The organism is Duganella sp. GW822-FHT06D06, assembly GCF_058799615.1.
In genome coordinates this window covers 84419-110645 of sequence record NZ_JBXALQ010000001.1, presented here as the reverse complement: position 1 = coordinate 110645, position 26227 = coordinate 84419, and the positions used below count along the sequence as shown (strand labels likewise).

At 54.5% G+C, this 26227-nt stretch carries 26 protein-coding genes and 1 tRNA gene; 8 read left to right on the top strand and 19 right to left on the bottom strand.

Features of this window, described 5'->3' with window-relative positions:
* Positions 1–19 precede the first annotated feature (19 nt).
* The 6 genes from AC1RMD_RS00530 to AC1RMD_RS00505 form a co-directional block, all read right to left on the bottom strand.
* Positions 20–607, bottom strand: a complete 588-nt coding sequence (locus AC1RMD_RS00530) for a hypothetical protein (protein ID WP_492922607.1) — start codon at positions 605–607, stop codon at positions 20–22.
* 47 nt (positions 608–654) lie between these two features.
* Positions 655–1221 (bottom strand): recombinase family protein, encoded by a 567-nt coding sequence (locus tag AC1RMD_RS00525; protein ID WP_492922605.1) that lies wholly within the window; start codon positions 1219–1221, stop codon positions 655–657.
* Positions 1222–1375: 154 nt separating this feature from the next.
* Entirely contained in the window at positions 1376–2266 is an 891-nt protein-coding gene (locus tag AC1RMD_RS00520) for an Abi family protein (RefSeq protein ID WP_492922603.1), read from the bottom strand.
* Positions 2267–2568: 302 nt separating this feature from the next.
* A complete protein-coding gene (locus tag AC1RMD_RS00515; RefSeq protein WP_492922601.1) occupies positions 2569–2736 on the bottom strand; it encodes a hypothetical protein in 168 nt (55 codons plus the stop codon).
* The gene (locus AC1RMD_RS00510; protein WP_492922599.1) at positions 2711–3181 is read right to left on the bottom strand and encodes a hypothetical protein; all 471 of its coding nucleotides are present in this window, start codon (positions 3179–3181) and stop codon (positions 2711–2713) included. Before AC1RMD_RS00510 ends, AC1RMD_RS00515 begins: the two co-directional genes overlap by 26 nt.
* Before the next feature lie 27 nt (positions 3182–3208).
* Complete coding sequence (locus tag AC1RMD_RS00505) at positions 3209–3898, bottom strand: hypothetical protein (RefSeq protein ID WP_492922597.1); 690 nt, start codon at positions 3896–3898, stop codon at positions 3209–3211.
* A 571-nt stretch (positions 3899–4469) separates the two neighbouring features.
* On the opposite strand from AC1RMD_RS00505, the gene AC1RMD_RS00500 reads away from it, so the two are divergent.
* Positions 4470–5252 (top strand): hypothetical protein, encoded by a 783-nt coding sequence (locus tag AC1RMD_RS00500; protein WP_492922595.1) that lies wholly within the window; start codon positions 4470–4472, stop codon positions 5250–5252.
* A 26-nt stretch (positions 5253–5278) separates the two neighbouring features.
* Here AC1RMD_RS00500 and AC1RMD_RS00495 read toward each other — a convergent pair whose 3' ends face one another.
* On the bottom strand, positions 5279–5605 hold the full coding sequence (locus AC1RMD_RS00495; protein ID WP_492923547.1) for a DUF2280 domain-containing protein: 327 nt from the start codon (positions 5603–5605) through the stop codon (positions 5279–5281).
* Between the two features lie 638 nt (positions 5606–6243).
* Between AC1RMD_RS00495 and AC1RMD_RS00490 the strand changes: the two genes are divergently transcribed.
* Positions 6244–7377, top strand: coding sequence for a tyrosine-type recombinase/integrase (locus tag AC1RMD_RS00490; protein ID WP_492922593.1), 1134 nt, complete (start codon positions 6244–6246; stop codon positions 7375–7377).
* A gap of 417 nt (positions 7378–7794) precedes the next feature.
* Here AC1RMD_RS00490 and AC1RMD_RS00485 read toward each other — a convergent pair whose 3' ends face one another.
* Positions 7795–9033 carry an AAA family ATPase gene (locus AC1RMD_RS00485; protein ID WP_492922591.1) on the bottom strand — a complete coding sequence of 413 codons (1239 nt, stop codon included), beginning with the start codon at positions 9031–9033 and terminating at the stop codon, positions 7795–7797.
* 483 nt (positions 9034–9516) lie between these two features.
* Complete coding sequence (locus AC1RMD_RS00480) at positions 9517–9780, bottom strand: helix-turn-helix transcriptional regulator (RefSeq protein ID WP_492922589.1); 264 nt, start codon at positions 9778–9780, stop codon at positions 9517–9519.
* A 330-nt stretch (positions 9781–10110) separates the two neighbouring features.
* On the opposite strand from AC1RMD_RS00480, the gene AC1RMD_RS00475 reads away from it, so the two are divergent.
* Positions 10111–12012 carry a hypothetical protein gene (locus AC1RMD_RS00475; RefSeq protein ID WP_492922587.1) on the top strand — a complete coding sequence of 634 codons (1902 nt, stop codon included), beginning with the start codon at positions 10111–10113 and terminating at the stop codon, positions 12010–12012.
* Between the two features lie 201 nt (positions 12013–12213).
* Positions 12214–13680 (top strand): ApeA N-terminal domain 1-containing protein, encoded by a 1467-nt coding sequence (locus AC1RMD_RS00470; protein WP_492922585.1) that lies wholly within the window; start codon positions 12214–12216, stop codon positions 13678–13680.
* A gap of 293 nt (positions 13681–13973) precedes the next feature.
* Here the strand turns inward: AC1RMD_RS00470 and AC1RMD_RS00465 are convergent, their stop codons facing one another.
* From AC1RMD_RS00465 to AC1RMD_RS00450, 4 genes are all read right to left on the bottom strand, one after another.
* The gene (locus AC1RMD_RS00465; RefSeq protein ID WP_492922583.1) at positions 13974–15197 is read right to left on the bottom strand and encodes a tyrosine-type recombinase/integrase; all 1224 of its coding nucleotides are present in this window, start codon (positions 15195–15197) and stop codon (positions 13974–13976) included.
* 383 nt (positions 15198–15580) lie between these two features.
* The gene (locus AC1RMD_RS00460) at positions 15581–16390 is read right to left on the bottom strand and encodes a HesA/MoeB/ThiF family protein (RefSeq protein WP_492922581.1); all 810 of its coding nucleotides are present in this window, start codon (positions 16388–16390) and stop codon (positions 15581–15583) included.
* Between the two features lie 496 nt (positions 16391–16886).
* Positions 16887–17225, bottom strand: a complete 339-nt coding sequence (locus AC1RMD_RS00455) for a hypothetical protein (RefSeq protein WP_492922579.1) — start codon at positions 17223–17225, stop codon at positions 16887–16889.
* Positions 17222–17917 carry a hypothetical protein gene (locus tag AC1RMD_RS00450; protein ID WP_492922577.1) on the bottom strand — a complete coding sequence of 232 codons (696 nt, stop codon included), beginning with the start codon at positions 17915–17917 and terminating at the stop codon, positions 17222–17224. The genes AC1RMD_RS00455 and AC1RMD_RS00450 overlap by 4 nt, the downstream gene beginning before the upstream one ends.
* Before the next feature lie 360 nt (positions 17918–18277).
* Between AC1RMD_RS00450 and AC1RMD_RS00445 the strand changes: the two genes are divergently transcribed.
* Positions 18278–19342 (top strand): ImmA/IrrE family metallo-endopeptidase, encoded by a 1065-nt coding sequence (locus tag AC1RMD_RS00445; RefSeq protein WP_492922575.1) that lies wholly within the window; start codon positions 18278–18280, stop codon positions 19340–19342.
* Positions 19342–19833 carry a PIN domain-containing protein gene (locus tag AC1RMD_RS00440; RefSeq protein ID WP_492922573.1) on the top strand — a complete coding sequence of 164 codons (492 nt, stop codon included), beginning with the start codon at positions 19342–19344 and terminating at the stop codon, positions 19831–19833. The genes AC1RMD_RS00445 and AC1RMD_RS00440 overlap by 1 nt, the downstream gene beginning before the upstream one ends.
* A gap of 175 nt (positions 19834–20008) precedes the next feature.
* Here the strand turns inward: AC1RMD_RS00440 and AC1RMD_RS00435 are convergent.
* The 6 genes from AC1RMD_RS00435 to petA all read right to left on the bottom strand — a co-directional run bounded on the left by AC1RMD_RS00435 (position 20009) and on the right by petA (position 24227).
* Positions 20009–20084: transfer RNA gene (locus AC1RMD_RS00435), tRNA-Thr, on the bottom strand.
* Between the two features lie 26 nt (positions 20085–20110).
* A complete protein-coding gene (locus AC1RMD_RS00430; RefSeq protein WP_492922571.1) occupies positions 20111–20590 on the bottom strand; it encodes a ClpXP protease specificity-enhancing factor in 480 nt (159 codons plus the stop codon).
* Between the two features lie 91 nt (positions 20591–20681).
* Positions 20682–21293, bottom strand: coding sequence for a glutathione S-transferase N-terminal domain-containing protein (locus tag AC1RMD_RS00425; protein WP_008443913.1), 612 nt, complete (start codon positions 21291–21293; stop codon positions 20682–20684).
* Between the two features lie 108 nt (positions 21294–21401).
* The gene (locus AC1RMD_RS00420; RefSeq protein ID WP_492922569.1) at positions 21402–22166 is read right to left on the bottom strand and encodes a cytochrome c1; all 765 of its coding nucleotides are present in this window, start codon (positions 22164–22166) and stop codon (positions 21402–21404) included.
* Positions 22167–22202: 36 nt separating this feature from the next.
* Entirely contained in the window at positions 22203–23615 is a 1413-nt protein-coding gene (locus AC1RMD_RS00415) for a cytochrome b (RefSeq protein ID WP_492922567.1), read from the bottom strand.
* A 3-nt stretch (positions 23616–23618) separates the two neighbouring features.
* On the bottom strand, positions 23619–24227 hold the full coding sequence (gene petA / locus AC1RMD_RS00410) for a ubiquinol-cytochrome c reductase iron-sulfur subunit (RefSeq protein ID WP_492922565.1): 609 nt from the start codon (positions 24225–24227) through the stop codon (positions 23619–23621).
* Between the two features lie 360 nt (positions 24228–24587).
* Between petA and mscL the strand changes: the two genes are divergently transcribed.
* The gene (gene mscL, locus AC1RMD_RS00405) at positions 24588–25022 is read left to right on the top strand and encodes a large conductance mechanosensitive channel protein MscL (protein ID WP_492922563.1); all 435 of its coding nucleotides are present in this window, start codon (positions 24588–24590) and stop codon (positions 25020–25022) included.
* A 35-nt stretch (positions 25023–25057) separates the two neighbouring features.
* A complete protein-coding gene (locus tag AC1RMD_RS00400) occupies positions 25058–26221 on the top strand; it encodes a Do family serine endopeptidase (protein ID WP_492922561.1) in 1164 nt (387 codons plus the stop codon).
* Positions 26222–26227: the final 6 nt, after the last annotated feature.

Genomic DNA, 26227 nt, shown 5'->3' with positions numbered 1-26227 from the left:
TCGATAATTCTCTGAGACATCATTCTTCTTGAATTTCAATCAACCGGTCCGAAGTAGACTTAACAGGCCGGCGTCGCTTGCGGGATTTTATGTCACCAGTGTCCATCAAAATCCGCTGGCTTAATAAGACAACAGTAATGGTAAACCGCCACCTTAGTTCTGTAAGGTGCTCAGCTGGGAACATTGGCCCGTCGACTCCGTCCCATCGAAGCAACGAACCGGCAAAGGAAAGTTTATTACATGCATCAGAAATGACTTCGTCCGAGAATGTTTTTAGAACGTAATGGTGTGCGCATTGGTTGCGCATCTCAGCAATTACACCTAAGTCCCTATGCATGACTTCAGAAATTAACCCAGCGGCGTAGCTTAAGTCGCAACGAGCTGAGAACGTCCCAAGTGCTCCGCCTTTAGGACTAAGCATGTTGCTTACGGTACCGCTGCCACCAATGAGAAACTTGGTCAAAATCGCACCCAAGCAGGCGTCAAGGTAAGCCGCGCTGACAATTATTACGGAGTGGTCCGGCTCGGCATTCAGGACGTCATAAAGCTTTTGCGTATCTTCCGTTAGCGTCTCTACTGGTAAAACTCTAATGTGCTTTTTACTCAAGTGACGAGTCCTTCCGAGGCATGTTCGTGATTAGTCAGCGAAAAATCTCATGAAGGTTTTACCACGCCAAGAATATTTGCGCGAGAAACTTCGTACTGGCGAGCCAGCGCGCTGATGCTTTCGCCAGCGGCGTACTTGGCGACGATGTCGTTGCGCTGTTCGGCCGTAGTCTTCGACGGACGGCCCAGCGTCTTGCCTTCGGACTTGGCGCGGGCGAGGCCTGCTTGAGTGCGCTCCACCAGCATGTCGCGCTCCATCTCGGCCACGGCGGCCAACATGGTCAACATCATCTTTCCCGCCGGCGAGGTCAGGTCTAGCTTGCCCAGTTGCAGGACGATGACGCTGATTTTGCGGCTGGCCAGCAGCTTGACGGTGGCGCCGACGTCCTGCGCGTCACGGCCCAGGCGGTCCAGTTTCGCCACCACCAGAGTTTCCCCATTCCGAATCTGCCCGAGCAGTGCCGCGAACTGCGGGCGCTGCGTCGCGCTTGTCTTGCCGCTGATGGTGTCCGCGAACCAGAAATCGACTTGGTGGCCGGCGGCTTCGATTTCGATGCGCTGATTGTCTGCGCTTTGTTCGGTGGTGCTGACGCGGCCATATGCGAAGGTTGCCATGGTGTTTCTCCGGTTAAGACTGTTAGAAAACACTGTTAGAATATATCAACCTGTTAGAAATGGCAAGCCCTATATTTTTAACATTGAGATCGCTTCCTTTTCATACCTGTTGGAAATCGTTCGTTTTCTAACACTGGCTTGTTGAACGTTGCACCTAAGTCCAAAGTGCTTTTTTCTGCCAGTCCGGCGGGAAACCCGCCGCGCTTAAGTCAATGAGGGGATTTGAAGGGAATGCAATGCACAATGCTTTCATGCGTGCAGCCCAATCGTCGTGCGGCGCGATAACGGATAGCATTTTTTTCAGCACGCACAGCGTCCCGTAAATCCTGGTTTGGGCATGGTTGTTACCAACCAAATGATTGAGATGGTGATGGGGCGGACTAGGCGGAAAAGTGGGCCGGTCCGCGAAATTGCGGTTCCACAGCCGGGAGTGATGGGCACTTGCATTGCGGGCGAAGTTGATGGCGCGCAGCCAGGACTCTAAGTATTTCGCCTCGGGCATTCCATACCGTTGAGCTATGTAGAGGCGGTCCTTGTATTTCATTCCCGCGAAAAACTTCGAAAGCAGGCCAAAATCCCAAACCTCTACGGCTACCCAAATTGGCATCTTGCCGCCATAAGCAATCGCGTGATGCTTAACGAAGTCTTCTTTGTGGGCTTTTTTAACGACCTCTTGAAGCCGCAGACACCACGCCTGATAAGCAGTTTTGCTCGTACGAGTATCGATATCAGAGCAAAACTTACCGTCAAGTTGTTCTGGCATTTCGTGTGCGATGCGGTGCCTTTGTCCAAGTCGATGGGCTATGTCAAAGCGAAGTGAAACTTCCACACGCTCTACTGCATCTAGCACGAGGAGGCGCAACTGCCTATCGAAGTCATAAAGTTGGCTTACGAGTTCAACACTAGTTCCTTGTTGAAAGTCGTCCTGCCGTCCGGGTGTGCCTCGTGGCTGCGTCTTGCGTAGAGGGTAAAAATATCCAGATAGCCGATAATATCCGACCCTGGCCAGCGTAGCGCTCGCGGCTGCGTCATCCGCGACAGACATACCTCGACTCTTTAGGAGAGCGAGCTGCTCCGCTACCGTCTTATGGAACTTAATTGTGGAATAGTTACCTGGAGGCATAAAGAGAAATCCCCTACTTGAGACACCAGCACATGACCGGGCACAGAGGTAGGGGACTTATTAACAAGAAGTATGCCATTAGCCCGGGCGGCTTGTCTACATAAAAATCAATCGTACGCAATAAATTGCATGTAAAAAATTGCACGCAGAAGCGCGTAATTTTTTGCGGATATTCAGCAAGATGCCAGAAGATGTAAATTTTTACAATGGAAATCGTTGTTGCATTATGACACATCCATCCGCCACTCGCCGCACGCGCGCTGCCCCTCAATTACCTTCTCCACGATGCGCTGCAGATAGTCCAGCTGGCCGGGCAAGTCCGTCAGGCAGGCGGCAGGGTCATGCACCTGCAGCACAATGCCGGGGTCAGCGGCGCCAACATCCATGCTCATGCTGATCGGCTGCGGCGCCGGCGGCTGGCCGGGCGCGCGCGGCGGCGTCCTCAATGGCGGCAACTAGCTGCGGGCGAGCCCTGATGTCAAGGGGAGCCCAATTTTCCCCAGTTGGGGATTGTTGGGTTCCCACTGACACCCTGACGAACAGCTCGGCCGCGGTCAGGCCGCTGGGCAGTAGCCGGGCGACTTCGCACCAGACCTCAAGCCGGCCGGGCACGCGCACGATGCTAGTCCGCTGCTCCAGCACCTCGGGCCCGCGCCGCGCCAGCACGATGCGGACGTCGCCGGCCCACTGCCTATCCCCCTCGGCCTGGCCCTCCGCCACGATGCGGCCTGCATCCGCGACGCTCACGCCCAGTAGCAGCGCTAGCCCTCGGTCGTTGAACACGTCGTAGAGCGGCTCGCCGATGGCCGCGTCCAGCGGCATCGATGAGCGGCTCACTTCACACCTCCATCATCGCCGACCAGCTTAATGCGGCCGGGCGGCACGGGCTGCCGGAGGGGAGCTTGTGACGTTTGATGACACCGAGGATGGGTGGTGTGCATTAGTTTTTTCGCCGATGGCCATATATGCAGGTACTCCTACCGCCAGTGCCAGCAATAGTCCGCCCACAACAGCAAGGAGGCTTAAAGCCCACTTCAAGGTATTCCGGTAGGCTGCTTCGCCCAATTTCACTGCCGCCCACTCCAAATTTAATACAACCGATGCTTGCTCCGTTGCTTTTTCAACCGCGTCAAAAACCGGGGTGATATCGGCATCAAAATCCTGTAGGTAACTGTTCTGCGCAGTAATCACTGTCTTCAGCAAGTTGACTAACGTCTTTTGCTCCGGCGGCCCTTGATGTATCCGTAATAGAATTTTGCTGAAGGTTTCCGCAGCTTCATGGCGGATGTCAGAAATCTTCGCCGTTGATATGTAGAATCTCGTGTCAGCAACTCCCTCATCCTCATTCACGCGAGACTCTTGAGCGGCACGCGCCATAGTTCGGGCACTAGCTAGAAACTTGGCAATATCGTCCCGTAACGCCCCGGTGTCCGTATGTCGAAACTCCGAAATCTTTGATTCTTTCGAAACTATCAAAGTCGCGAGAGCAAGACCGCCCGTTACGAGAGCGGCCGACAGAGTGCCGAGAACCGGAAGTAGTGAAGAAATTTCCATTTTGTCTTTCCAACGTTGCTATTTAGCAGGCATGTATAGCTAGAGTCCAGCCACCCGTCAACTTCAACATCGCTCGAAAATCCGGTTAGCGCCAGCACGATGCGAGCACCCACCGTGCACCAGACCGATACGGTGCGGGCAAGGTGCTGACCTCCAAAGATTTATGGGCGTCGACCGCGCAACGTCGGAAATTGTCCCGTGGTCGTCCGCTGGCATTGCTTTGCTGAATGAGTCAGCGTCGAGTCCCCCGCCGAGTGACAGTGTACTCACGGCCGCAGTTAACGCCAGCAACGTTATTTGCGCTGCGTACCACCTGCCCGTTCCTGGATATTTTCGCTGGACTCGGCTTTATCACGCTCTAGCGGCGAGCTAAACTGCGCACCTATTCGCATCGAAATCGTTCAGAAATCAGCCGATTTCCACACAAATATTGGGTCATTCCCCCTATGACGAGGCGCCTTCTTTGATCGTTTCGAAACTGCGCACTATCCGCGAAGCATCTGCGCATTTATCTTGGAGGCGTTATGGCAAGTGATAAGATTGCAACAACACAGCCGAGAGGAATTTTTCAATGGAACGGCCCAAGTTTATACCACCGCCTGAGCATGCAAAAATCAATCAGTTTGCTATTAGGTGTTTTCGAGATACGGGGGATGCAGACTACCTCGCTGCGCGCCTAGCGATGAAGTCTCGTTTGCCCGGGCCATTTCTTTGGTCTGCTGAGCAGGCCATCGAGAAATATCTTAAGTGTATTTTGATGCTGAACCGGCAGCGGACGAATGAGCTATCGCATAAAATTGAAGTGGCTCTGGCCCAGATTAATACTGCCCTACCTTTCAAGATTTCGCTTGGCAAGGACGAACAAGACGTTTTCGACCATATCGCCAATTGTGAGGGGGACAGGTACCTAATATATTCGCTAGAATTGGATGACATTGAGGTCATAAAGCTGGACCGTCTCGTGTGGCGCCTACGGCAATACTGTCAGCCACTAAACGTAGTGCACTACGCCGACGCCCCCAGTGAGGCGGTGCTGCTGCAGAATGTACGCCGTATCGAAGCAGGAATTGGTGGCCCACCTAAGCAAGGGCATATTCAAGGCGCCTTTCTTGAGACTGTGCTAGTGAATCGAAAACACCCCGCGCATGCAGCACTTGTCTGGCAAAACGTCATGTTTTCACTATCAACTAGAAAACATGTCCTTTTTCGAGATAACTATCAAGCAATAAATGCGCCGCTATTTTTAAACCCCGAGCTTGCCGCCGAAGCTGCGAAATGGATGAAAATCCCGAAAGACATCATCGCTGGCGCCCAGATACTTGCCAAGCGACGAGCCGAAGAACGGCAAAAGTAAGCAAATAGCTGGGCCATTGCGTCGGGTTAATCATTTGCGCATTCTTTCGCGGCCTGCTCAAGCATCTGAGAGAGCAGCATCAGATTGCCCATGCTCTCGACCCGCTCCGGCATACGCTCCAACTGCCGCAGCCTGTAGGAACGGTGAGCGATGCTGATGTCGTCGAGCTCAGTCAGCAGCTTGGCGCGCGTCTCGTAGAACATCGCACGCCAGTGCCTGCCCAGCCGGGCGCTGGCGCGGCGCTCAGGATGCCACGCCTCAATGGGCTGGCGGCTCAGCACCAGGCCGAATTGTACTTTGACGGCGGCCGCCACCTGATAGGGTGTGTCATAGCACGCGAGGGCGGCAAAGATATGACTCGCGTCCTCGGTCGGCTCAGGTCGTGCAAGTGGCGACTGTAACGTCTAAGTTCATCGGACTAGGCAAGTGGCAAGGTTTTGTTGTCTCGCACTGAGAATGCGTTGCTCAGATCGTCGCTGATGTGCGGACAGACCCCACCAGCCGTTTATGGTTGCAGGCAATGACTTTTTGACGAAACTAGACCTGAGCTGCAACCAATGTATGTTTTGAAATCTGCGGGATGTAACTCGACGCTGTGCCTCTTAAATAACGATTCTGAATGTCTCAAACGACGAAGATCACCCTGCAACCACCAAATCCGCTAGGGGTGTAACCTGCAAAATCGCCTCCGCTGGCGGCGGCCGTCCCTGGCTTATTGCACTGGCCAAAAAGCCGTGAAAAACAGCGACTGGCGCGTCTGCAAATCCGAACTATTCCGGAGGGCAAAAAAATGGCGAAATCACTGCCGCTTTCCCTCTAAATCCGAACTATCTGTAAGAGTCTATTTTTCTCCAATGGCGTGGGGCACCATCGCCCAATTTCATCCGACCGATCCGCATGTAGGCGATCAACAGCTCTCTGCCAGTAAATTCCAAGTTTTTGAGAAACGGCCCATAAGATGCCGTCAACTCTCGAACGGAAGGAATTACCAATGAAGAAGAACTATCAAACTATATCGGCCCAACCTAAAGAAGTCTCACCAACTTCCAGGGGAACTACAGACCCAAGCAGGCATCTTCGCCTCATTAGAAACATATGGCATTACCGTTTCTGTATCGCAGGCGTCAGGATTCAACGAACGACGCATGAGCGCGATCGGGCACGAGCCGAGCTGGTTGCGCAGAAAGCCTATGAAGACGCCTGCACCGTTGCCAGCGGCGGAAAGCTTATCCCCACGCTATCTGCGCTAACCGCTGAGTGGCTTAGTGTTCGTGGACCGGCCGTGAGCCGAGCCCATGTGAACGGCGTCTGGTCTTTCGCGCGCGGCCATTTGTATGATCTCGGTGAATTACCTATCAGTGAACTGACTACGAAGCGAGTTGAGCTGGCGCGTAACAAGCACCTCGAAAGCCATAGTCCAGCTACGGCAAACCATTGGCTACGCATCATAAAACTGATCGTCAACTGGGCCGTTCGCCGCGAAATCATTGATCGCCTCCCATGGAAAATCGACATGATTAAAATACAGCGGCGCCCAAGATCCACGCTGCCAATCGAATTGGCCAAAGACTGGTTCGTGGCTATGGACAGTGCTGTACTTAACTCGCCATCGATCAGTACCGCTGTTCGGCTTATGTTCGGGCTTGGTCTGCGCGAGTCGGAAGCGTCTAGCGCGCGCTGGGAGTGGATTGACTGGGAGCGAAGGACATATACGCCAGGCGTGACGAAGGGAAGGGAGGCGACTGCGATCCCGATGCCGCGTTGGATCATCGACCACCTTAGTCCGTTAAGACTGCCAGCTGGCCTGATTGCCCCAAGTCGCCGCAGAAAGCAGATGTCTTCAGGCTACGCAACGAAGGCCATCTCCGTGGCTAATTTGTCTTGCGGAATTAATGGCATTACACCGCATCGGTTAAGAGGATCATTCGCAACTCTTCTTGCTGAAGAGGGGACGCCTATCCAAACCGTTCAACAAATGATGAGGCACAAAGACGTGAAGACTACTATGGCCTACTTGGAAGTGAACCTCGACACCGCAGCCTTAGCCCAAGACCGGCTGGGAGACCGCTTGGGGCTAAACTCGATAACTGCGAGGGCCGTTCCGTGTGAATTGTCGAAGCCCTGATTGGATCTGACGCAAATGCCGCCACAAGGTGGCACCTGCTTGACGCGGACTTAACCATCCGTCTCTTGGCCCGTCGCGCTTAACCTATCCCAACCATCTACCATGGGAAAAGTGGCCGGCATTTCGGCCATCAACTCGGCGAGTACGTAACGGGGCCGTTGAGGCACGCTAACGATAATTTTTGTATCGGACACAGTCAAACATACCCTCGATCCATCGTGCAGATTGTTCTGCTCAACAAACATTCTGGGCATCGTGATAACCAAAGAGTCACCTTCACGGCGCAGTGTCCGAAACATATGTGTCCTCGCCTTTCCGTGAGAATCAAAGTCGGTTGTAAATCCTATCTATGTGGCATAGATTATCATGCCGGACAAGCAGGGTGACATGTGCGCCGATTTGGCTCTTTGATGCTAATTACGAAGATGGCGCCGAAGGGAGCGAAGAGCGCACCACATTTTGTGCGGTTTTGTTGTGCGCCCTTGGGACTTCGGCATCGGGCAGGCACCAGAGCCATGCGCCGCCCATGCTCGACTTCTCAGCTTTAATACCCAGCGATTTCTTGATGCGCTTAGCGGCATCCCATGAATGGCCTGCGTCGCGTACTTCGGTCTGTAACTGCTTGGCTGCCATTCTTCCGCCGGCGTCTTTTAAGATATCGATTAGCATTCCCGCGAGTTCGTCGCGCGTAGATTTATCTCCATCCTCACCGATTTCAACTTCGCCCAGAATTTCACGAGCCGTACCTTCGATCACTCCTTCCCATACGGCGCGTGTGGCCTCGATGCCGCCGTCAATTGTCACCAGTTCAAGCCCATAGGCTACGCCACCGTCATCTGGTGCTATATTCGATTTCGCCCTTGCTAGCACGCGCCGACTACTGTCTTCCTCCTTCGCCGTCACAAGCACCATTCGCGCGAGCGCACCGAAGGCCTGGGAGCCGATTACACGATCTTGTGGCGTTTTTCCCGCGCCTCCCTTGGCGAAGTGAGTGATCCCGATTACCGCGCAGCCGTGGGCTTCTGCGAAGTCCACCACAGCCTGCAAACTGCGACGCACATCATTGGCTCTGTGCATGTCACCGGCCACGGCCGATACGATCGGATCTATCAACAGAAGACTCACACCTCCCATAGCCTCAGCTGCACGGTGCAGCTCTGGTATGTCCTGTGACGGATCGAATGGCATGCTTTCGCCGTTCTGAGCGACACCCTCAATAAAGTGGCAGCGCCGCAAGTCGGCGCCGGACGCGATTAGACGCGGCACAAGGGTATCGTCAGCCACATCTTCACTGGACCAGATTAGAACATTACCCGTTCCCTTGCTGTAGGTGCCATCTGGCCAGCGGCCGCCGGCTGTGAGCACGGCAGCTAAGGCTAGCGCCAGGGTTGTTTTGCCGGTCCCTGCGGCGCCGGCCAAGATCGTCAATTTACCGGCGGGAAGCCAGCCAGGCCATATCCAGCTAATTGCTTGAGGCTTGATTTCGGCGCCGCAACGAATTTTCACGACGCGCGCATCAGGCGGAGTCGCAAAGCGGTCAAGGGGCAGTCCGCCGGTGGCCTTTTCCAACAACATTCGTGCTGCTCGCGCGGCATCGTCCTCTTTGCTGAGAGTAAAGCCTGCCAATTCTTCGCTTATATTTTTGTTCGGGATCATGGTTTTGCCAACTTCAAAAAGGCAGTGCGGTTGTGATCGCTGTCAACCAACAGCAACCGCCTAGGTCTTGATCGGTAGAGGAGGTCGGACAGCGCACGCAACTGGCCATAACGTACCAACTCACCTGGGAACGCTAAGACAACATCAAGACCGGCGACAGCACTGCACTCAGCAAGCGAAGGCAGATTGACTAAGTCGATCTCGATGGCGTTTCGCTTCGGGGGCCTGTAACCGACACCTAGCCAAATTGTCCCATCGGTAGGCGCTAGACCTAGCTCTGTCCTGATGCGCGCAAGTTCTGCAAGAGTGCTCATGCTGTAGCTGCCAGTCCGTTCAGCCTATTTTTCAATCGATAAAAAGACGCTGCTTGAACCGCACGGCTGCGCGAAGTGTGCGGAAGCGCGCATTCAAAATAGATCGCTCCCTTTACTCCCTTCGCTCCCTTCGATAGGCTTTCCTGCTCGCTAGCATACAAACTCTGCATCATTGCGCACTCCTATCCGTATGGTTCGGAATGGCCTGCTGCACAATAAATTCGTCAACCTCGGCAGTGTCCCAAACGGTGACAGATGTACCCAATTTAAAGGGTTTGGGGAACTTGCCTTCACGAACCCAGCGCCAAATGGTTGCTGGGCTCACAGGCAATTTACCGAGCTTGGTCGGAGTGCTTGCTAACTCACTGATTCGAATGACCTGCTGTGACACTTGATTCTCCATCTTGGCACGACATAGTGCGATGGCGAGCATATTAACAACTCGACTCCGTTTCACGACAAAACTTTGACGGCGTAAGATTTTTGCAAGCGATCAGCCAAGCGGCAGGGCGCTCCCCAGGAAGTTGGCATTTGCACTTTTGGCTGGCCCCTGGCTTGAGCTAGATTACAGTCGGTGTTAAGATTGCAGCCGTGCCTCGGCGGGGCGCTCCCTGTCGGCAAATCGGGGAATCCCTTTGGGAACCTGTCCTCTCTGTAACGATCTTCAAGATCATCCAATTTTTTGGCCCGAAACCCTTCGTGTTTTCGTTCGGGCGCATAGCCGACGTGCGCGCTCCCGAACGCAATCAGGAGGAGTTTTTCAGTGTCCAGTATCCATACGAACGAACAAGCGTTCAAATCGAAGGCCAAATTATTGGCCACTTTTTTAGACTTGCAACATAGCGTTGCATTGAATCTGCTATCGAGGATTCTAGGGTACCTTGACTATGACGCCGCCCGCCGTCTCCGTCTAGAAATTCCGGAAATCGCTTCTAGGCGGCAATTGGCCGAACGTATTGGCCAACTGGTTCCTGAGCTCACTTCCGGTAAGCGCCAAGAGCTGATGGCGCTACTCAAGCTGCGCACGCTCGATGATTTGGTGGTCTCGCCCGACGGGATGGGTGATGTTTCAAGTTATATTGAACCAGCCACTGGGGCACTGAGTACCTCTTACCAAGCGGCCATTCGGGAAGTCCAGCCCGTTTTTTTGAAGATATCGGAGCTGTTCTTGCGTTACAAGCAAGGGGAGATGCCTCCCGGTTCAGTCCGCGCCGTCGTTGACGGCCTAAAAAAACTTCATATAGATGATGCGCGCGAGGCCATTGCGATGCTCGCTCCAGTCCAACTTTCGTTCCCTCTCCTGCTGCCGGTGAGTACGGCGATGCTTCAGCTTCAGTTACTCAGAAACGAACTGCGGAAGATGCGCGCGCATCAGGACAAAGCCCTTCAGACATTCAACGTAATGTACGAAATGGCCACAGCTGACGACGGCTTGGCTGCAGACAAGACCCGCGCCGAACTTGAGCACTATGGCTTGCTGATCGCAGGAGCCATGAGGCAACTCGGAGCGCACGACGAATGTTTTAGAGTGTTGCAACGCATCGCTGCCCTGCGCTCGTCACTCTCTGCGAAAAAAGAGCATCTGGCGTTGTGGATGCGCGAGCGTGTACGTAGAGAGGCCGCCATTTCAGCCATGTTTGCAAAGGATTACCAGAGCGCTCTGATGCAGTTGACGCCGGATATGCTCGAATCGGATAGTCGTGCTTGGCCCGTGACCGCGACCGTCGAAGCAATTTGCAGAGCTCAGCTGGGAGATAAACGCCGGGCGGGACATCTGGCCGACCTCCTTCTGAGCAGCAACAAAACACGGTCAGCGCTCGGCCTTTGCTGCGAACGTGGCATGTCCCGTCGGCGTCCAGAGTCTTTGCCGATCGCCATTGACGTAATGGAAATTTTCGAAAAGGGTAATTGGGACACGTTGCGACATGTTGACCTCAGAGCTTTTGGCGAAGCCAAAAAGCTGTTTTCGCGCCATGATCAGCGACTCCAGAATATTTTAAGTACAAGCGAACTTGTCTTTAGGGGTGTACGATTTCCGAACCTAAGTTATCGGGAAAAGCCAACCAAGAAAAAGAGAGACTTCCTCGATACACCGGAAATCCAGCCGCTTGTTCTCGAGTTTGACCGTCCCTGCAACGGACCAGGCAATGAATCGGTATCTGTTCTCTGCTTGGCACACTCGGATTTTTTCGGGATGAGTACCTTCGGGGTGCCAGCTCAACTGGCGGATATCCATGTGGGAAATGCGCTTTTCCAATCCGATCCTGCGAAGCTACGTTGGCTCACGCACATTCTGTCAAGTGAGGAGTTTCACACGCTATATAAGGAACACCATATGACTTATGAAAGCGTGAGCATCCAGTTGTCCTCAGGGCGCACATTGCCGGGCCGGCTGCGTTCAAACGGGGCTCCATCGCAAAGCCATCTCAACTGGCCAGAAAACATGGGATATTTTTCTAAGGAGGATACTGGACTTGGCATTGACTGGGCGAGGAGCGACTTGTGTTTCGAGTTGTTTCTGGCATGTGAGGATGCCATCAAGTCACCGCTACCGCCCGTCGGAAAGGTGAAGGAATTACCTGCTACCTTGGTTAGTCAAGCGATGGAAGCATTGCAAGAGCAGCTGGAGTCATATCTGAACCTAAGTTCGACCGAGCTCGGTTGATCATCCCAATTGCCAACTCCCCTTGGGTGCTCGCCTGAGGGTAGCTGGCTTAATGGGCAGTAATCCTTACTTCATCTGACAACAACAGTCAGATGAGTTAGAGTCCTTATATGCCACTGCCGCCAAAAATGGTCTCTCGATATCAACAGCCAAGCGCGTTGTATGGCCGTTTGCGCTTATTTCTGACGCAAGGACAATTCGATGCCCCAAGAAGACCCAACTTACTTCGGTACTTTTCAACTGCACGGGCATGATGTCTGGGGACAAATAAAACTCGCTGGATCGAAGACTCAGCTAACTTTGAGGACGGAGCAACGATCAATCAAGAGGCGAGCTCCTTCAACAATATATGGTCGGCTTCATGACTTTAAGCTTGTATCTTGCGTCCATTGCGTTGGTGGGGAATCTCCATTACAAGCTTGGAATAGTGAAGGACTCACCTCCATTTCGTGGGATATTTTTCCACATCAAATCTTGATCGGTAACACACATTTTGATCCGGCGACGAACCGGGTTAAGAAGGTATGGTTTTCGACAGGAGATATATATCGGATACTCGACGATTTCGATTCCTTTGGAATAGTCTTTTCACCGTCAACGGAACAGCAGGCTGTAATTCCCAAGACGATCGGTAAACGAGAGATACCAATCGGTCCGAAACCAACGCTTGTGTATTTTGCCGGTAGAACGACTTTGCTGAGCGCGCAGTTCCCTTTTGGAAAATTCGAAGTGTTAGTATCAGTAGGGGCCAACGATAGTTCGCGTGGTGCCAGTATTGAAGCTCACATGTGGCTACAGTTGGAATTCGAGCAACCTACCGATCTAGAAATTTGTCTTAAGCGAGTTAGAGCAATTGGGCAATTCCTCAGCATTATTGCCGGGAGATCGCAAGGCATTGAGCGGTTGCAGGTCGAAGTCGATGGCGGGGAGGATGGGGCTTCGCCGCTTGATGTGCATTGGAATCTTGGACCACTACAGGGTGAACAAGAACAAGACACGCCTTTTTGGGATGATATGCCGCTCGACGGTGTTAGACGGCCCGAGGAATTCACAAACGTTATTCAGAAATGGTTTTCTTCAGATGCACGTATAGCCGCAGGAGCGAAGCTTTATTCTTGCCTTCAAGACGGCAGTAGCTTTAAGCCTGACCGGCTCGTGGCTGTGGCAAATCTATTTGACTTAACGAGTATTGGTTCGCTTAGCGAAATCTCCCCCGAGTTGGAACGAGCAAAACAAGAGTGTTTAAGCACTCTTCGCTCGGTGTCGCCTAACGATGATCGGGACAGTGCTATCCAGGCAATACAAAGGATTGGCTCCCTTACACTTCTTAAAAAAGTGCTTTCGAGAGCTGAGGTCCTTCGGGGATATTTTCTCCTAGATGATTTGGACAAAGTTTTACGACAAGCCGTTCTTTTCAGGAATTATTTTGTTCACGGGCATGGCGACACGAGATTTAAATATGCAATAGTTGAACCATATATGATTTTCCTGACTGAAACCTTGGAGTTTGTATTTGCAGCGGCGGAGCTCATTGACTGTGGTTGGGCCGCGGCCAACTGGCGTTCACGAGCTCATTACGGTCGCCACTGGTTTACTCGTTATCTTTCTGACTATGAACGGGAGAGTCGCGCGCTTTTAGACGCATTGGAACAAAAGAAGAAAAAATAAGTGGAACTATCGTTGCACCTACGATTGTAATGGTCGGAGCCATTCGGTTACCTGCCCAATAATTTGACTGGTGTGTTGCGTTGACCGATTGAATCCGCTGGCAAAAATGACCTGTCGTCTGACGGCAAGTGTGAGTGACCTAGGGAGGCGCTGATTTAATCGATTTTTCGGTCCATTTCCCGCTGTAAGTCCTTGATTTATCACGGAATGGACTTTCAGAAAACGAATAAATCAGCGCTTCCCTAAGGGCTGCTAAGACTGTTATTCAATCTATTTTTTTGCTGTCATCGGGACTAAGCCGTGCCGCGCAGCTGCACTACGTCCGCCCCTATGCGTAACTTTTCCAAATAGTCTGCCCAGCGCTGCATCATTTCGCGGCGGGCCGGTAGGTGTGCTGTTCGATTGTAGGCTCGGCCGTTAGCGTCCTTGACGGCGTGTGCAAGCTGGTGTTCGATCAAATCTACGCGCTCGCCCAACACTTCGTCCATGATGGTGCGAGCCATTGCCCGGAAGCCGTGGCCGGTCATAACTTCCTTGGGGTAGCCCATGCCCCGCAACGCGGCATTGATCGTGTTCTCGCTCATGCATGTCTTACTGCGAAGGCTGGGGAAGACATACTTACCGAGTCCGGTCACCGGATGCAGCGAGCGAAGTATTTCGACCGCCTGCGACGATAACGGCACCATGTGTTCGACCCTCATTTTCATCTTACTGGCCGGTATGCGCCATTCTGCCGCGTCAAGGTCAATCTCACTCCACTCAGCGGTGCGGAGCTCACCTGGGCGCACGAACACCAGCGGCGCTAGTTTGAGCGCAGCGACAGCCGCAGGGAAGCCGTTATAGTCGTAGATGGCCCGCATGAGCGCACCGGCCTGCTTAGGCTCCGTGATGGCCGAGAAATGGGTTCTAGGGACCGCTGCCAATGCGCCCTTGAGATCTGCTGTCACGTCGCGCTCTGCCAAGCCGGCGGCCACTGCGTACCGGAATACCTGCCCGCATATTTGTTTGACGCGGTGAGCTGTGTCGATCGCGCCTCGCGCCTCCATTTTTTGAACTGTCGTCAGTACATCCAGTGGCTTAATTGTGGATATGGGAGTCTTTCCCAGGAAGGGGAAGACATTGTTTTCCAAAGCGGAGGTGACTTTTTCCTGGGTATTGGCGCCTCGCTCTGCGGAAGTCTTAACGAGCCATTGACGTGCCACGACTTCGAACGTCTGCTCCGCCGCTGCGTTCCTGGCCAGCTTCTCCTCGCGTTTGGCCTGGCTCGGATCGATAGGCGGAATCGATGCCAGCAGTTTGCGTGCGTCTTCACGGCGTGCCCTTGCCTGAGCTAGCGATACAGCGGGGTAAATCCCTAGTGCTAGTGTCTTCTGTTTGCCATTGAATCTGTAGTTCATGCGCCAGCATTTTGCTGTCGCGGTTACTAGCAAATACATGCCGCCGCCGTCGCTGAGCTTGTCGCCAGCAGGCGCTCCACTATGCTTCACCAGCCGGATACCCGTGTCCGTCAATGCCATCGTCTAACCCTTTGTTGGTATGCTGCTTTTTGTACTTCAGTGATACCAACAAAAATCCCATCATTTTGTTGGTATCGCATGCTATTGCATAACTTGGGGTGAGACAACAAAAAACCCGCTTCACCTATGAGGCGAGCGGGTTTCGAGACTGCGTAATACAGGGTGATACATGTTGCTGGTGCCGACTGCCGGTTTCGAACTGGCCACCTGATGATTACAAATTAGCTGAGAAGACTGTATGTCTTTGATTATTAAGCGAATCATACCGTAATCGAGCGTATGGAAAAGCACTTTAACATCAGTAACTTAGCGTAATTTTGCGAAGTCGATGAGAACTAGGAGATGTACCGCTGCTGTACCTGCTAGTCCTGCTGCGCAGTTTGTCACAAGGAGAAGAAAGGGTCACCAAGCGATCCGGCTTGATCGTGATGCGGACAAATCATATCGCGCAGATAGGCTGCCTTTGAACTCGTCATCAGGATATTCTTGTTCCCATCATATTCGAGCAGTAATTCTGGACGCTGTTCTTTGGCCCAAGGGAGGATAAGCGACATGAATTGCCCAACCGCCGCCGAAGCCAAAACACCGTTTGGCCAGACAACTTGGGGGCGACCACCAGCTTGACCATACTTCGCGGCCTCTTTTGCCAAATCGCTGTCCCGCAAGATGCCCATGCAACGCAGGCAGGGGCTTCTTGGCAAGGAAATCGCAACTTGTCCACTAACTGCGAAACCGTTCGTGATCGCGTGAACATCCATTCCGATGTCGATGTATGGAATAAGAAATCGTCGACAGAACTGTTCAAGTTCGCTGCGAGCTAGTAGGCTATCGACGCATCCAAAAACCACTGAGCAATTGCGCAATCGGGATGCAGCTTCGTGCCATCGAACAGGTAGCGCCATCACGTTAGCGCCTGGGTTGATGTTCTTAATCAAACGTCGAATCACTACGGTTTTCTTGCGAGCGGCCTTCGCGTCAGATGGGCGGCTTCCTATCATCCTGGTGAGATTTGAATCTTCGACATGATCGAAATCGCACAGTAGGAACCGAGAAAATCCTATGTGGGCAAGCTGCTGCGCCACATGTGAACCGCCGCCGCAAAGTCCAATGATCGCTATTTCTTGGGCTGCGAACTCCACTTCGGCTTGCGAACCCAAGAAGCCTTGCCGGCCATTTCGATGATCGGTATTCATGCGCGAACGTTCTTGGTTGGGAGGCCAATGAGGCCAAATTCTCGGATCGGGACTGGAGACCGCTCGTTGGGAAGCCAACATAGACCATACGCCGAGTCGTGGCTGAGCACTACAACTCCATGCGGCCTGTTAGGTTGCACCTTAAAGAAGTCGGGCACAAATTTGTAGCTCTCCGCGATGTCGGTTTCGCTAAATCCCGGAACTCCATTGTGTTCGTGACGATGGACATGAAAGATCGAGCAAGGCGAACTGTACGCATGCTGCAGTTCGCGCCTAAACGCTCCCGACCCGATCATGGCACCAACCTTTGGGTTCTTCTCGTAGTGCTCGTCTGCCACAGGTGCGTAGCTCTCAGCGAGTAGAATGAGTTCATTACCCTCCCCCATACCTGCTGCGCAGTGCATGAAACCCACACGTTCATGTGCAAACTTATGGCGGCGTGAGAAGTCGTTTTGCATTTCGGCGTAGAGCTCCTGTGCCATTCGAAATTTGATTTTCATAGTAGCGCCCTCAGATGTGCGGCCAAGATTTGTGCTAGCGTAAGGCTGGCCGGCACGTTTTGCCAAGACCATGAATGCCACTGACGTTCAAGGATGCGAAACGTGTTCCAGTTGGCGCTCTGCCCACATCCTTCACAAGCCTCCGACAGAAAAAGCCGTGTCATGTAGCCGGTTGGGTGAGCCATCGGGCACAGAAGCGCATTCAAGGTTCTTTGCCCTTTGCTAGTCGAAATGGTGATGGCAGGGATGTAGATGAAGTCAATCCCAGCCTCAGCCATCGTCTGCGCATTCGGGTAAATCGCCCGAATGCCGTTGAGCTTGTCGTCCGAAATCACGACGAAGACCCCGTGCGAACGTGAGACACAAACTCTTCGTGGTGTCGGAGTTCAAACATCGAATCATCCGGCAAGTGCTCGAAGACCCCATGCTTCACATGATCGAGATCGTAGTCAGCATGGACATCCAGCAATTTCTTCAGCTCGGATACGCGGTAGGCACCTACCGGCAACGTGACATCTTTCCCATCAATGCGGACAGAAACCGTGTGCGGCTCATGTTGTTCTTGAGCAGGGATCACGATAAATTTGTCGTTTGGCTTAACGATGATGCGGTATGCATCGTCGAGCAGTTCGTCAACAAGCCCGTCCAAGTCCGCAACGAGCCGGCTACCTTGGGCTGCATTCGGGTCGAGTGCCTTGAGTTCAGCGGCCTTGAGTTTGGGATGGCGCAGTGCTTGAGTTTCGCTAAGCATCAGATCGTTGAGGAAACAGCGGATTGGATGCCGAAGCGGCGGATTGTCTTCGACCAGATGAGTGCCGGGCGGTGCGACCGAGAATTCTTCGCCGCCAGTAACCAAAATATAGTCGTGGGCAGCGACATGAACGTCAATGTCGCCTTTGATTTCGAGGAAGATGTTGTCGTCTTGCCCCAAACCCAGCGCATCGCGCAGGTCTGCCCCTTTCTTAAGGCCGGGAACAATCGATTTGGGTTGGCGATCAACGATCACCTGAACTTGATGAGTAGACATGAGTGAAAATCCTATAAGTGTGTGCAGCCCTCGCAAGTGAAAATTTCCACAGCGAAAGACCAAATAAATTACAGGAAGCTTGACAAGGCAAACACTCATGGACACACTCATGGTTCTCACACCGAATTCAGCGTCCTGCTGTGTTCACTCAAGGCAAGCTTCCAAGCTTGCCTTGTTTCATTTCGTGGTCTTCATTTTTCCTCCTAGCATTTTTATCCGGCGAATCCAGCTCGGCCGACCTACCTGAGCCTAGCCTTTATTGACCAATTTTCATTGACACGACCGAGTTTACAAACTAAACTTTCATCTGTCAATCTGTAAACCAAATCTTACTCGAAAAATTTTCTCAGGAGGATGTCAATGATCGGTAACCGGCTGAAGCGAGCCCGAGAGTCTGCCGGCCTTTCTCTGCGCGAGCTCGAAGCCCGCATCAACAATCAAGTCTCAGCACAAGCAATTGGGAAATATGAACGTAATGAAATGATGCCTGGTTCGAGCGTGCTTTTTGCGATAGCAAGAGTGCTGGGTGTGCCCGCTGACTATTTGCTGAACGAGCGTGAAATTGAACTAGCCGGAATTGACTTTCGCAAGGCGCCGCAAGCGGGAGCGAAAGAAGAGAGAGCGGTGGAGTCTCTTATTCTGGACAAAATTGAACGCTACATTGAGCTGGAGGAGCTGATGCCGCCAGTTCATCAAGAATGGAACTTTCCCCAAGATAAGGAATTTCTTGTCGAAAGAATTGAAGATGCGGAGCAGGCTGCTGAAGCGCTCCGCAAACGATGGGAAATTGGAGTCGATCCGATCCCACTTATGGCTGAGCTTCTTGAGGAACGTGGTGTTAAGGTAATCGCCTTGCGTTTACCCGAGAATGTGTCGGGTTCAAAGGCATTTGTTCAGCGCCCCGGTTTCGAAGACGTCCCGGTAATCGTTGTCAATCAATTGCACAATGGTGAGCGACAACGATTTACGCTCGCACACGAGCTTGCGCACTTAGTCCTGCGTTTTACCGACCTTAGTGACAGTGATCAGGAAAAGGCCGCAGATAGATTCGCTGGAGCATTTCTTATGGCGAAGGAGATGGTGAAGCGCCTGCTTGGCGAAAATCGCACCTCCATTTCGCTTGGTGAACTTGCAGAGCTGAAGAAGATTTTCAAGGTCAGTATTGCATCTCTTGTAGTGCGATGTGCCCAATTGAACATTATTTCGAAAGCGATGTACGGACGGCTGTTTGGCCAGATCAAATCATTGGGATGGAATGGCGCAAATTCTCAAGAACCCTTTAGATTAGCCCCAGAGGTCCCTCTGCGCATGGAGCGGATGTGCCTTCGAGCTGTGGCCGAGGGTGCCATTTCAGTTTCCAAAGCAGCCGAATTGCTTCAGGTAGGGGTTCGGGAAGTTGATGCACGGCTTGCGGGAGCCTTCTAATGAAGGTCTTAGTCGCCGACACTTCGGTTTTGGTCGATTTGGATCGTGCAGGATTATTGGAGAAGGCGTTTGATTGTGGCCTTACATTGATAGTGCCCGATATGCTTTACGAACAAGAGCTCGCAGAGCACAACGGGCCGTATCTCCGTAAGCTGGGTTTAGGCGTAGTTGCACTAAGTTCGCTTGAAGTCCAGTTGGCGCAGGATATCAAGCGAGGGCGCATGGGCCTCTCTTGGCCGGATAGCTTTGCGCTTTCATGTGCACACAGAGACGAACACGTATTGGTGTCTGGTGACAGGACGCTGCGTAGCGAAGCGACAAAACGTCTAGGCGTCGTATATGGCCTGCTTTGGATTCTTGATCACATGGAAAATTCTGGACATGTTGATGTAAAGGGATTGCATGATGGGTTGTCCGCAATCGTCGCTCACCCGACTTGCAGGCTCCCACGTGACGAAGTAGCCAGCAGGCTCGCAAAGTGGGTGAGTTGAAGAGGCTCGACACCTAGCAGCCTACCGCTCGACTTGTTTGGCCGAGGGAGTGACGGTAAATACAATCAACCGCGAGCACGCTTAAGCGGCATGAAGTAATCCACTTGCCGTTGACGGTTGGTTGACACTCAGCCAAAACAAAAGGGCTTACATCGCTGTAAGCCCTTGATATTGCTGGTGCCGACTGCCGGTTTCGAACTGGCCACCTGATGATTACAAATCAACTGCTCTACCAAATGAGCTAAGTCGGCGAAACTTGTACGGGGCGAATTATACGCTATTTAATTCGCGTAAGAGTAGGCCGGCCGCCCTTTTTTGGCGGCTCGTTATCGTCGTCCGGAGCGCTTGGAGCCTCGCTCTTGACCTCTTGCAACGGCGCTGGAACGGCCGCCAACACCGGCGCCGGCGCGCTGGTTTCTTCTTCTGCCACCGGCTCGGCATAGCCCGCTTGCGGCTCGAACGCCATCCCCTGGCCGTTCTCGTTGGCATAGATCGCCATGACGTTGTTGACCGGGACGTAGATCTCGCGCGACACGCCGCCGAAGCGCGCGTGGAAGCGGATGCTGTCGTTGTCCATCTTCAGGCCCGAGGTGGCGCCGAAGCTGATGTTGAGGACGATTTCGCCTTTTTTCACATATTCCATCGGCACCGTGGTCGAGGCGTCGACCTTGACGGCGAGGTAGGGCGTATAGCCGCTATCCGTGCACCACTCATAAATGGCGCGCAGCATGTAGGGCTTGGTTGAGATTTCGGACATGGTATTCCAGACTGCAGTAGAACCCGGCGCGCCGCCGACTAAGGCCGGCAAACGCGCCGATAGACTTCAAGTAAAACGGTCAACGCTCGAATTAACGGCGCATGACCTTTTCCGACGGCGTCAGCGCTTCGATGTAGGCCGGGCGCGAGAAGATGCGCTCGGCGTACTTCATCAGCGGCGCTGCGGTCTTCGACAGTTCGATGCCGTAGTGATCCAGACGCCACAGCAGCGGCGCGACCGCCACGTCCAGCATCGAGAACTCATCGCCGAGCATGTATTTGTTCTTCAGGAACAGCGGCGCGAGCGTGGTCAGGCGGTCGCGGATTTCTGCGCGGGCCTTGTCGTGGCTCTTGTCGTTGCTCTTGGCGCGTTCGCTTTCCAGCACGTGCACGTGAACGAACAATTCCTTCTCGAAATTGAACAGCATCAGGCGCGCGCGCGCGCGCATCAGCGGATCGGCCGGCATCAGCTGCGGATGCGGGAAGCGTTCGTCGATGTACTCATTGATGATGTTCGATTCGTACAGGATCAATTCACGTTCGACCAGGATCGGCACCTGACCATAAGGATTCATGGTCGAGATGTCTTCCGGCTTGTTGAACAAGTCGACGTCGCGCACTTCGAAGTCCATGCCTTTTTCAAACAGGACCAGACGGCAGCGTTGCGAAAATGGGCAGGTTGTACCCGAGTAGAGAACCATCATTTTTATAGTTCCTTAGAAACAAAGGGGGTGAAGCCGCGAACGGATCACCCCAGATCGCCCGCCAACGCGGGCATCGCAAAACAAGCGCCGGCCAGCCGGCGCTCTCGATTATTTAACTTCTTTCCAGAACGACGCGTTCAGGCGCCATGCCAGGAAGGCGAACAGGGACATGAACAGCACCACCGCTACGCCCAGTTTCTTGCGGGTCTGCGCTGCAGGCTCCGCCATCCACTCCATGTAACCGACCAGGTCGGCCACCGCAGTGTCATATTCCAGCTTGCTCAGCTTGCCCGGCGTGACCTGCTCGAAACCGGCAAACTGATGGATCTTCTTGCCTTCTTCGTGCGGATCGGCCACTTCTTCCATCTTGACCTTCTGCACGCCTTGCAGTTCCCACAACGCATGCGGCATCGCCACATTGTTGAGCACCAGGTTGTTCCAGCCGGTCGGGCGGGTGTCGTCCTTGTAGAAGGTGCGCAGATAGGTGTACAGATAGTCGCCGCCGCTGCCGGCGCCCGACGATTTCGCGCGCGAAATGACGGACAGGTCCGGCGGCACCACGCCGAACCATGCTTTCGCATCTTTCGGGTTCATCGTGGTGGTCATCATTTCGCCGACTTTATCGCCGGTGAACAGCAAGTTGGCCTTGATTTGCTCTTCCGTCAGGCCGAGGTCGCGCAGACGGTTGTAGCGCATCGAGGACGCATTATGACAGTTCAGGCAGTAATTGACGAACAGCTTGGCGCCATGTTGCAATGCTGCCATGTTATTCGAGCGGTCCGGCGCCTTGTCGAGTGCGATGCCGCCTTCGTTAGCCAGTGCCAAACCCGGCAGCAATGCCAGGATGGCGAGCAATTTTTTAGGAAAATTCATGTAATGTCCTTTGTGTACTTTAGCCGGGGTGGTCGATCAGTGCGCGTGGAACACTACGCGGTCCGGGACCTTCTTGAACGTGCCCATGGCGCTCCACCAAGGCATGAACAGGAAGAAGCTAAAGTAAAGCAGGGTGCATACTTGCGCGAACAGCGTGCGGCCTTCGGTCGGCGGCAGGGTACCCAGGTAGCCCAGCGCCAGGAAGCAGAAGAAGAACACGCCGTACACATACTTGTGCCAGCTTGGGCGGTAGCGGATCGACTTGACCGGCGACTTGTCCAGCCAAGGCAGGAAGGCCAGGATCACCACCGAACCACCGAAGAACACCACGCCCCAGAACTTGGCGTCGAGCACCTGCGGCAGCATGCCGATGATGGCCACCAGCGCGATCACGGCGATGGCGGTTTTCACGATGCCAGGCAGGCGCGATTTCAGCCACACGAACACCACGTAGGCGGCGACGAAGAACATCAGCACCCACATGAAGTCGGCGGTGGTGGCGCGCAGCACCGAGTAGAACGCGGTGAAGTACCAGGTCGGCGCGATGTGCAGCGGGGTCTTGAGCGAATCGCCCGGCAGGAAGTTGTTATATTCCAGGAAGTAGCCGCCCATTTCCGGGGCGAAGAACACCACGGTGCTGAAGATCAGCAGGAAGATCGACACGCCGAACAGGTCGTGCACGGTGTAGTAAGGGTGCGAAGGGATCGAATCGACCGGGTGGCCGTCGGCGCCCAGGTTTTCCTTCACTTCGATGCCGTCCGGGTTGCTTGAACCGACTTCGTGCAGCGCGATCAGGTGGGCTGCCACCAGTCCCAGCAGAACCAGCGGGATGGCGATCACGTGGAAGGCGAAGAAGCGGTTCAGGGTGGCGTCGGACACCACGTAGTCGCCGCGGATCCACAGCGACAGGTCAGGGCCGATCAGCGGAATCGCGCCGAACAGGTTGACGATCACCTGGGCGCCCCAGTACGACATCTGGCCCCATGGCAGCAGGTAGCCGAAGAACGCTTCGGCCATCAGGCACAGGAAGATGGCGAAACCGAACAGCCAGATCAGTTCACGTGGCTTGCGGTACGAGCCGTACAGCAGGCCGCGCGTCATGTGCAGGTAGACGATGATGAAGAAGGCCGAGGCGCCGGTCGAGTGCATATAACGCACCAGCCAGCCCCACGGGACTTCGCGCATGATGTATTCGACCGAACCGAAGGCCAGGTTGGCGTCCGGCTTGTAGTGCATGGTCAGGAAGATGCCGGTGACGATCTGCAGCACCAGCACCAGCATGGCCAGCGAGCCGAAGATGTACCAGAAGTTGAAGTTTTTCGGCGCGTAGTACTTGCCCCATTGGTCATTCCACAGCTTGGTGAGCGGGAAGCGGTCGTCGACCCAGCCCAGCGCTTTTTGCGCGGCCGGAGCATCGGCCGGGAATTTCGTCTCTTTGAAAGCCGCCATGATTTACGCCTCGCCTTTCTCGTCTTTACCAATGATCAGCTTGGTGTCGCTCAGGAACATATGACGCGGCACTTGCAGATTGTCCGGCGCCGGCTTGTTCTTGAACACGCGGCCGGCCATATCGAAGGTCGAGCCGTGGCATGGGCACAGGAAGCCGCCTTCCCAGTCGTCCGGCAGCGATGGCTGCGGGCCCGGGGTGAACTTGGACGAGGGCGAGCAGCCCAGGTGGGTACAGATGCCGACCGCGATCAGCAGCTCGGGTTTGCGCGAGCGCCATTCGTTGCGGGCGTATTCCGGCGTGAACTCGTCAGGGTTGCGCTTGGAGTCGGCGTCGGCCACTTTGCCGTCGGTATTTTTCAGCGAGGCCACCATTTCAGGGGTGCGCTTGATGATCCACACCGGTTTGCCGCGCCATTCGACGGTTTTCATTTCACCGGGATTGAGGCTGGAAATATCCACTTCCACCGGTGCGCCGGCCGCTTTAGCGCGCTCGGACGGTTGGAACGTGCTAACCAGTGCCCCGGCAGTTGCCAGACCCACCACACCACCCGCCGCGCCTGTTGCGACGAGCAATCCGCGTCGGCCGGAATCGACCTGCTTTTCGATACTCATACAAACCCCAATCAGTCAAAGTGCGAACAAAATCCGAGAACCGAGAACAAAACCTGAAACTTGATGAAGCACGAATATAGCTTCTAGCAACCTTAAATTATAAGGTAAGCGTGATACGAATTAAAGCAAAAACGTTGCCGTAACCCCAATTGGGGCGAATTGCGCACCGTTTTGGACTTGAATTCCGCCGGGCCATCCCCTACTGGCGGGGCGCAAGCCATAGATATTGACACAAGACAAATTTATAGCGTAATTCGCTACCCAAATGCGCACGGGGCGCGCCTGTTTGGAATCTAATTGAAAAAATAGTATGATCCAGACGCAGTTTTGTTCACAAATGACCACAGCGGGGATAGAGAAATGGCAATGATGCAGGAATTTAAAGAATTCGCGATGAAGGGCAATGTGGTCGACCTGGCTGTGGGTGTGATCATCGGCGGCGCCTTCGGCAAGATCGTCGACTCGCTGGTGGCCGACATCATCATGCCGCCGATCGGCAAACTGTTCGGCGGCCTCGATTTCGCCAACTACTACATCGGCCTCAACGGCCAGGATCCGCAGCTGAGCCTGATCGAAGCGAAAAAGCTGGGCGCGGTGTGGGCCTATGGCAATTTCGCCACCATCCTGCTGAACTTCGTCATCCTGGCCTTCGTGATCTTCCAGATGGTGCGCCTGATGAACAAGGCGCGCACCCTGAACACCAAGGTAGCGGCGGCCGAAGCGGCCGCGGCGCCGGCGCCGACGCCGGAAGACATCGTGCTGCTGCGCGAGATCCGCGACGCTCTCAAGAAATGACAAGGACGCCGTCCGGCGGACGGCAGGCTGAAGCTATGCGACGACTCTGGTTATTGTTTGCGCAAACGGTGACCGTCGTACTGGCACTGTATTTCGTCTACACGGCCGTGGGGCCGGAGCGGCGCGCGCCGGTGCGGACCCAGCAAATGGGCAGCGCCGACCATCCGGCCGTGATGCTGGAGGCGGCGCCGGGCAAGGCGCCCGCCGTGGCGGTCGGCTCCTACCGGGCGGCGGCCGGGCGGGCCATGCCGACCGTGGTCAACATCATCACCAGCAAGAAACCCAAGCGCGGCCAGCATCCGCTGCTGCGCGATCCCTTCTTCAAGAAATTCTTCGGCGAGCGCGACGGCGAGGGCGACGACGACGAGTCCAGCCTGGGCTCGGGCGTCATCGTCTCCGGCGAAGGCTATATCCTGACCAACAACCACGTGGTCGAAGCGGCCGACGAAATCGAGGTCATGCTGGCCGATGGCCGCAAGGCCGCCGCCAAGGTGGTCGGCACCGATCCCGAGACCGACCTGGCCGTCATCAAGATCGAGCTCGACAAGCTTCCGGTGATCGTGCTGGGCCAGGCCGAGCAGGCGCGGGTGGGCGACGTGGTGCTGGCCATCGGCAATCCCTTCGGCGTCGGCCAGACGGTGACGATGGGCATCATCTCCGCGCTGGGGCGCAACAACCTGCACATCAATCATTTCGAGAACTTCATCCAGACCGACGCCGCGATCAACTTCGGCAATTCCGGCGGCGCGCTGGTGGACGCCAACGGCAACCTGCTGGGCATCAATTCGGCGATTTATTCGCAGTCGGGCGGCTCGGTCGGCATCGGTTTCGCGATTCCGGTGTCGACCGCCAAGGCGGTGATGGAGGCCATCATCAAGTCCGGCCACGTGGTGCGCGGCTGGATCGGCGTGGAAACCCAGGAGATCACGCCGGAGCTGGCGTCGAGCTTCGGCCTGAAGCGCCAGAGCGGCGCCATCATCGCCGGCGTGGTGCGCAACGGCCCGGCCGACAAGGGCGGCATGAAGCCGGGCGACATCCTGCTGTCGGTGGACGACAAGCCGGTGGCCGACACCAACGAGATGCTGAATCTGATCGCCCAACTCGTTCCTGGCGGAAAAGCTAAAATGAGAGTCTTGCGCAAGAGCCGCGAGACCACGCTGGACATCACGGTCGGCAAGCGTCCGGCCGGCGCCAAATAAGGAACT

What these genes read in the sequence shown, in the direction of transcription:
- AC1RMD_RS00480 (WP_492922589.1), bottom strand. Translation starts at nt 9,780, where the DNA reads ATGCTCGCCATCGCACTATGTCGTGCCAAGATGGAGAATCAAGTGTCA.
- mscL (WP_492922563.1), top strand. Translation starts at nt 24,588, where the DNA reads ATGGCAATGATGCAGGAATTTAAAGAATTCGCGATGAAGGGCAATGTG.
- AC1RMD_RS00460 (WP_492922581.1), bottom strand. Translation starts at nt 16,390, where the DNA reads ATGAATACCGATCATCGAAATGGCCGGCAAGGCTTCTTGGGTTCGCAA.
- AC1RMD_RS00485 (WP_492922591.1), bottom strand. Translation starts at nt 9,033, where the DNA reads ATGATCCCGAACAAAAATATAAGCGAAGAATTGGCAGGCTTTACTCTC.
- AC1RMD_RS00490 (WP_492922593.1), top strand. Translation starts at nt 6,244, where the DNA reads ATGAAGAAGAACTATCAAACTATATCGGCCCAACCTAAAGAAGTCTCA.
- AC1RMD_RS00400 (WP_492922561.1), top strand. Translation starts at nt 25,058, where the DNA reads ATGCGACGACTCTGGTTATTGTTTGCGCAAACGGTGACCGTCGTACTG.
- AC1RMD_RS00525 (WP_492922605.1), bottom strand. Translation starts at nt 1,221, where the DNA reads ATGGCAACCTTCGCATATGGCCGCGTCAGCACCACCGAACAAAGCGCA.
- AC1RMD_RS00520 (WP_492922603.1), bottom strand. Translation starts at nt 2,266, where the DNA reads ATGTCTGTCGCGGATGACGCAGCCGCGAGCGCTACGCTGGCCAGGGTC.
- petA (WP_492922565.1), bottom strand. Translation starts at nt 24,227, where the DNA reads ATGAGTATCGAAAAGCAGGTCGATTCCGGCCGACGCGGATTGCTCGTC.
- AC1RMD_RS00445 (WP_492922575.1), top strand. Translation starts at nt 18,278, where the DNA reads ATGATCGGTAACCGGCTGAAGCGAGCCCGAGAGTCTGCCGGCCTTTCT.
- AC1RMD_RS00415 (WP_492922567.1), bottom strand. Translation starts at nt 23,615, where the DNA reads ATGGCGGCTTTCAAAGAGACGAAATTCCCGGCCGATGCTCCGGCCGCG.
- AC1RMD_RS00420 (WP_492922569.1), bottom strand. Translation starts at nt 22,166, where the DNA reads ATGAATTTTCCTAAAAAATTGCTCGCCATCCTGGCATTGCTGCCGGGT.
- AC1RMD_RS00440 (WP_492922573.1), top strand. Translation starts at nt 19,342, where the DNA reads ATGAAGGTCTTAGTCGCCGACACTTCGGTTTTGGTCGATTTGGATCGT.
- AC1RMD_RS00500 (WP_492922595.1), top strand. Translation starts at nt 4,470, where the DNA reads ATGGAACGGCCCAAGTTTATACCACCGCCTGAGCATGCAAAAATCAAT.
- AC1RMD_RS00505 (WP_492922597.1), bottom strand. Translation starts at nt 3,898, where the DNA reads ATGGAAATTTCTTCACTACTTCCGGTTCTCGGCACTCTGTCGGCCGCT.
- AC1RMD_RS00430 (WP_492922571.1), bottom strand. Translation starts at nt 20,590, where the DNA reads ATGTCCGAAATCTCAACCAAGCCCTACATGCTGCGCGCCATTTATGAG.
- AC1RMD_RS00425 (WP_008443913.1), bottom strand. Translation starts at nt 21,293, where the DNA reads ATGATGGTTCTCTACTCGGGTACAACCTGCCCATTTTCGCAACGCTGC.
- AC1RMD_RS00515 (WP_492922601.1), bottom strand. Translation starts at nt 2,736, where the DNA reads ATGAGCATGGATGTTGGCGCCGCTGACCCCGGCATTGTGCTGCAGGTG.
- AC1RMD_RS00470 (WP_492922585.1), top strand. Translation starts at nt 12,214, where the DNA reads ATGCCCCAAGAAGACCCAACTTACTTCGGTACTTTTCAACTGCACGGG.
- AC1RMD_RS00450 (WP_492922577.1), bottom strand. Translation starts at nt 17,917, where the DNA reads ATGTCTACTCATCAAGTTCAGGTGATCGTTGATCGCCAACCCAAATCG.
- AC1RMD_RS00465 (WP_492922583.1), bottom strand. Translation starts at nt 15,197, where the DNA reads ATGGCATTGACGGACACGGGTATCCGGCTGGTGAAGCATAGTGGAGCG.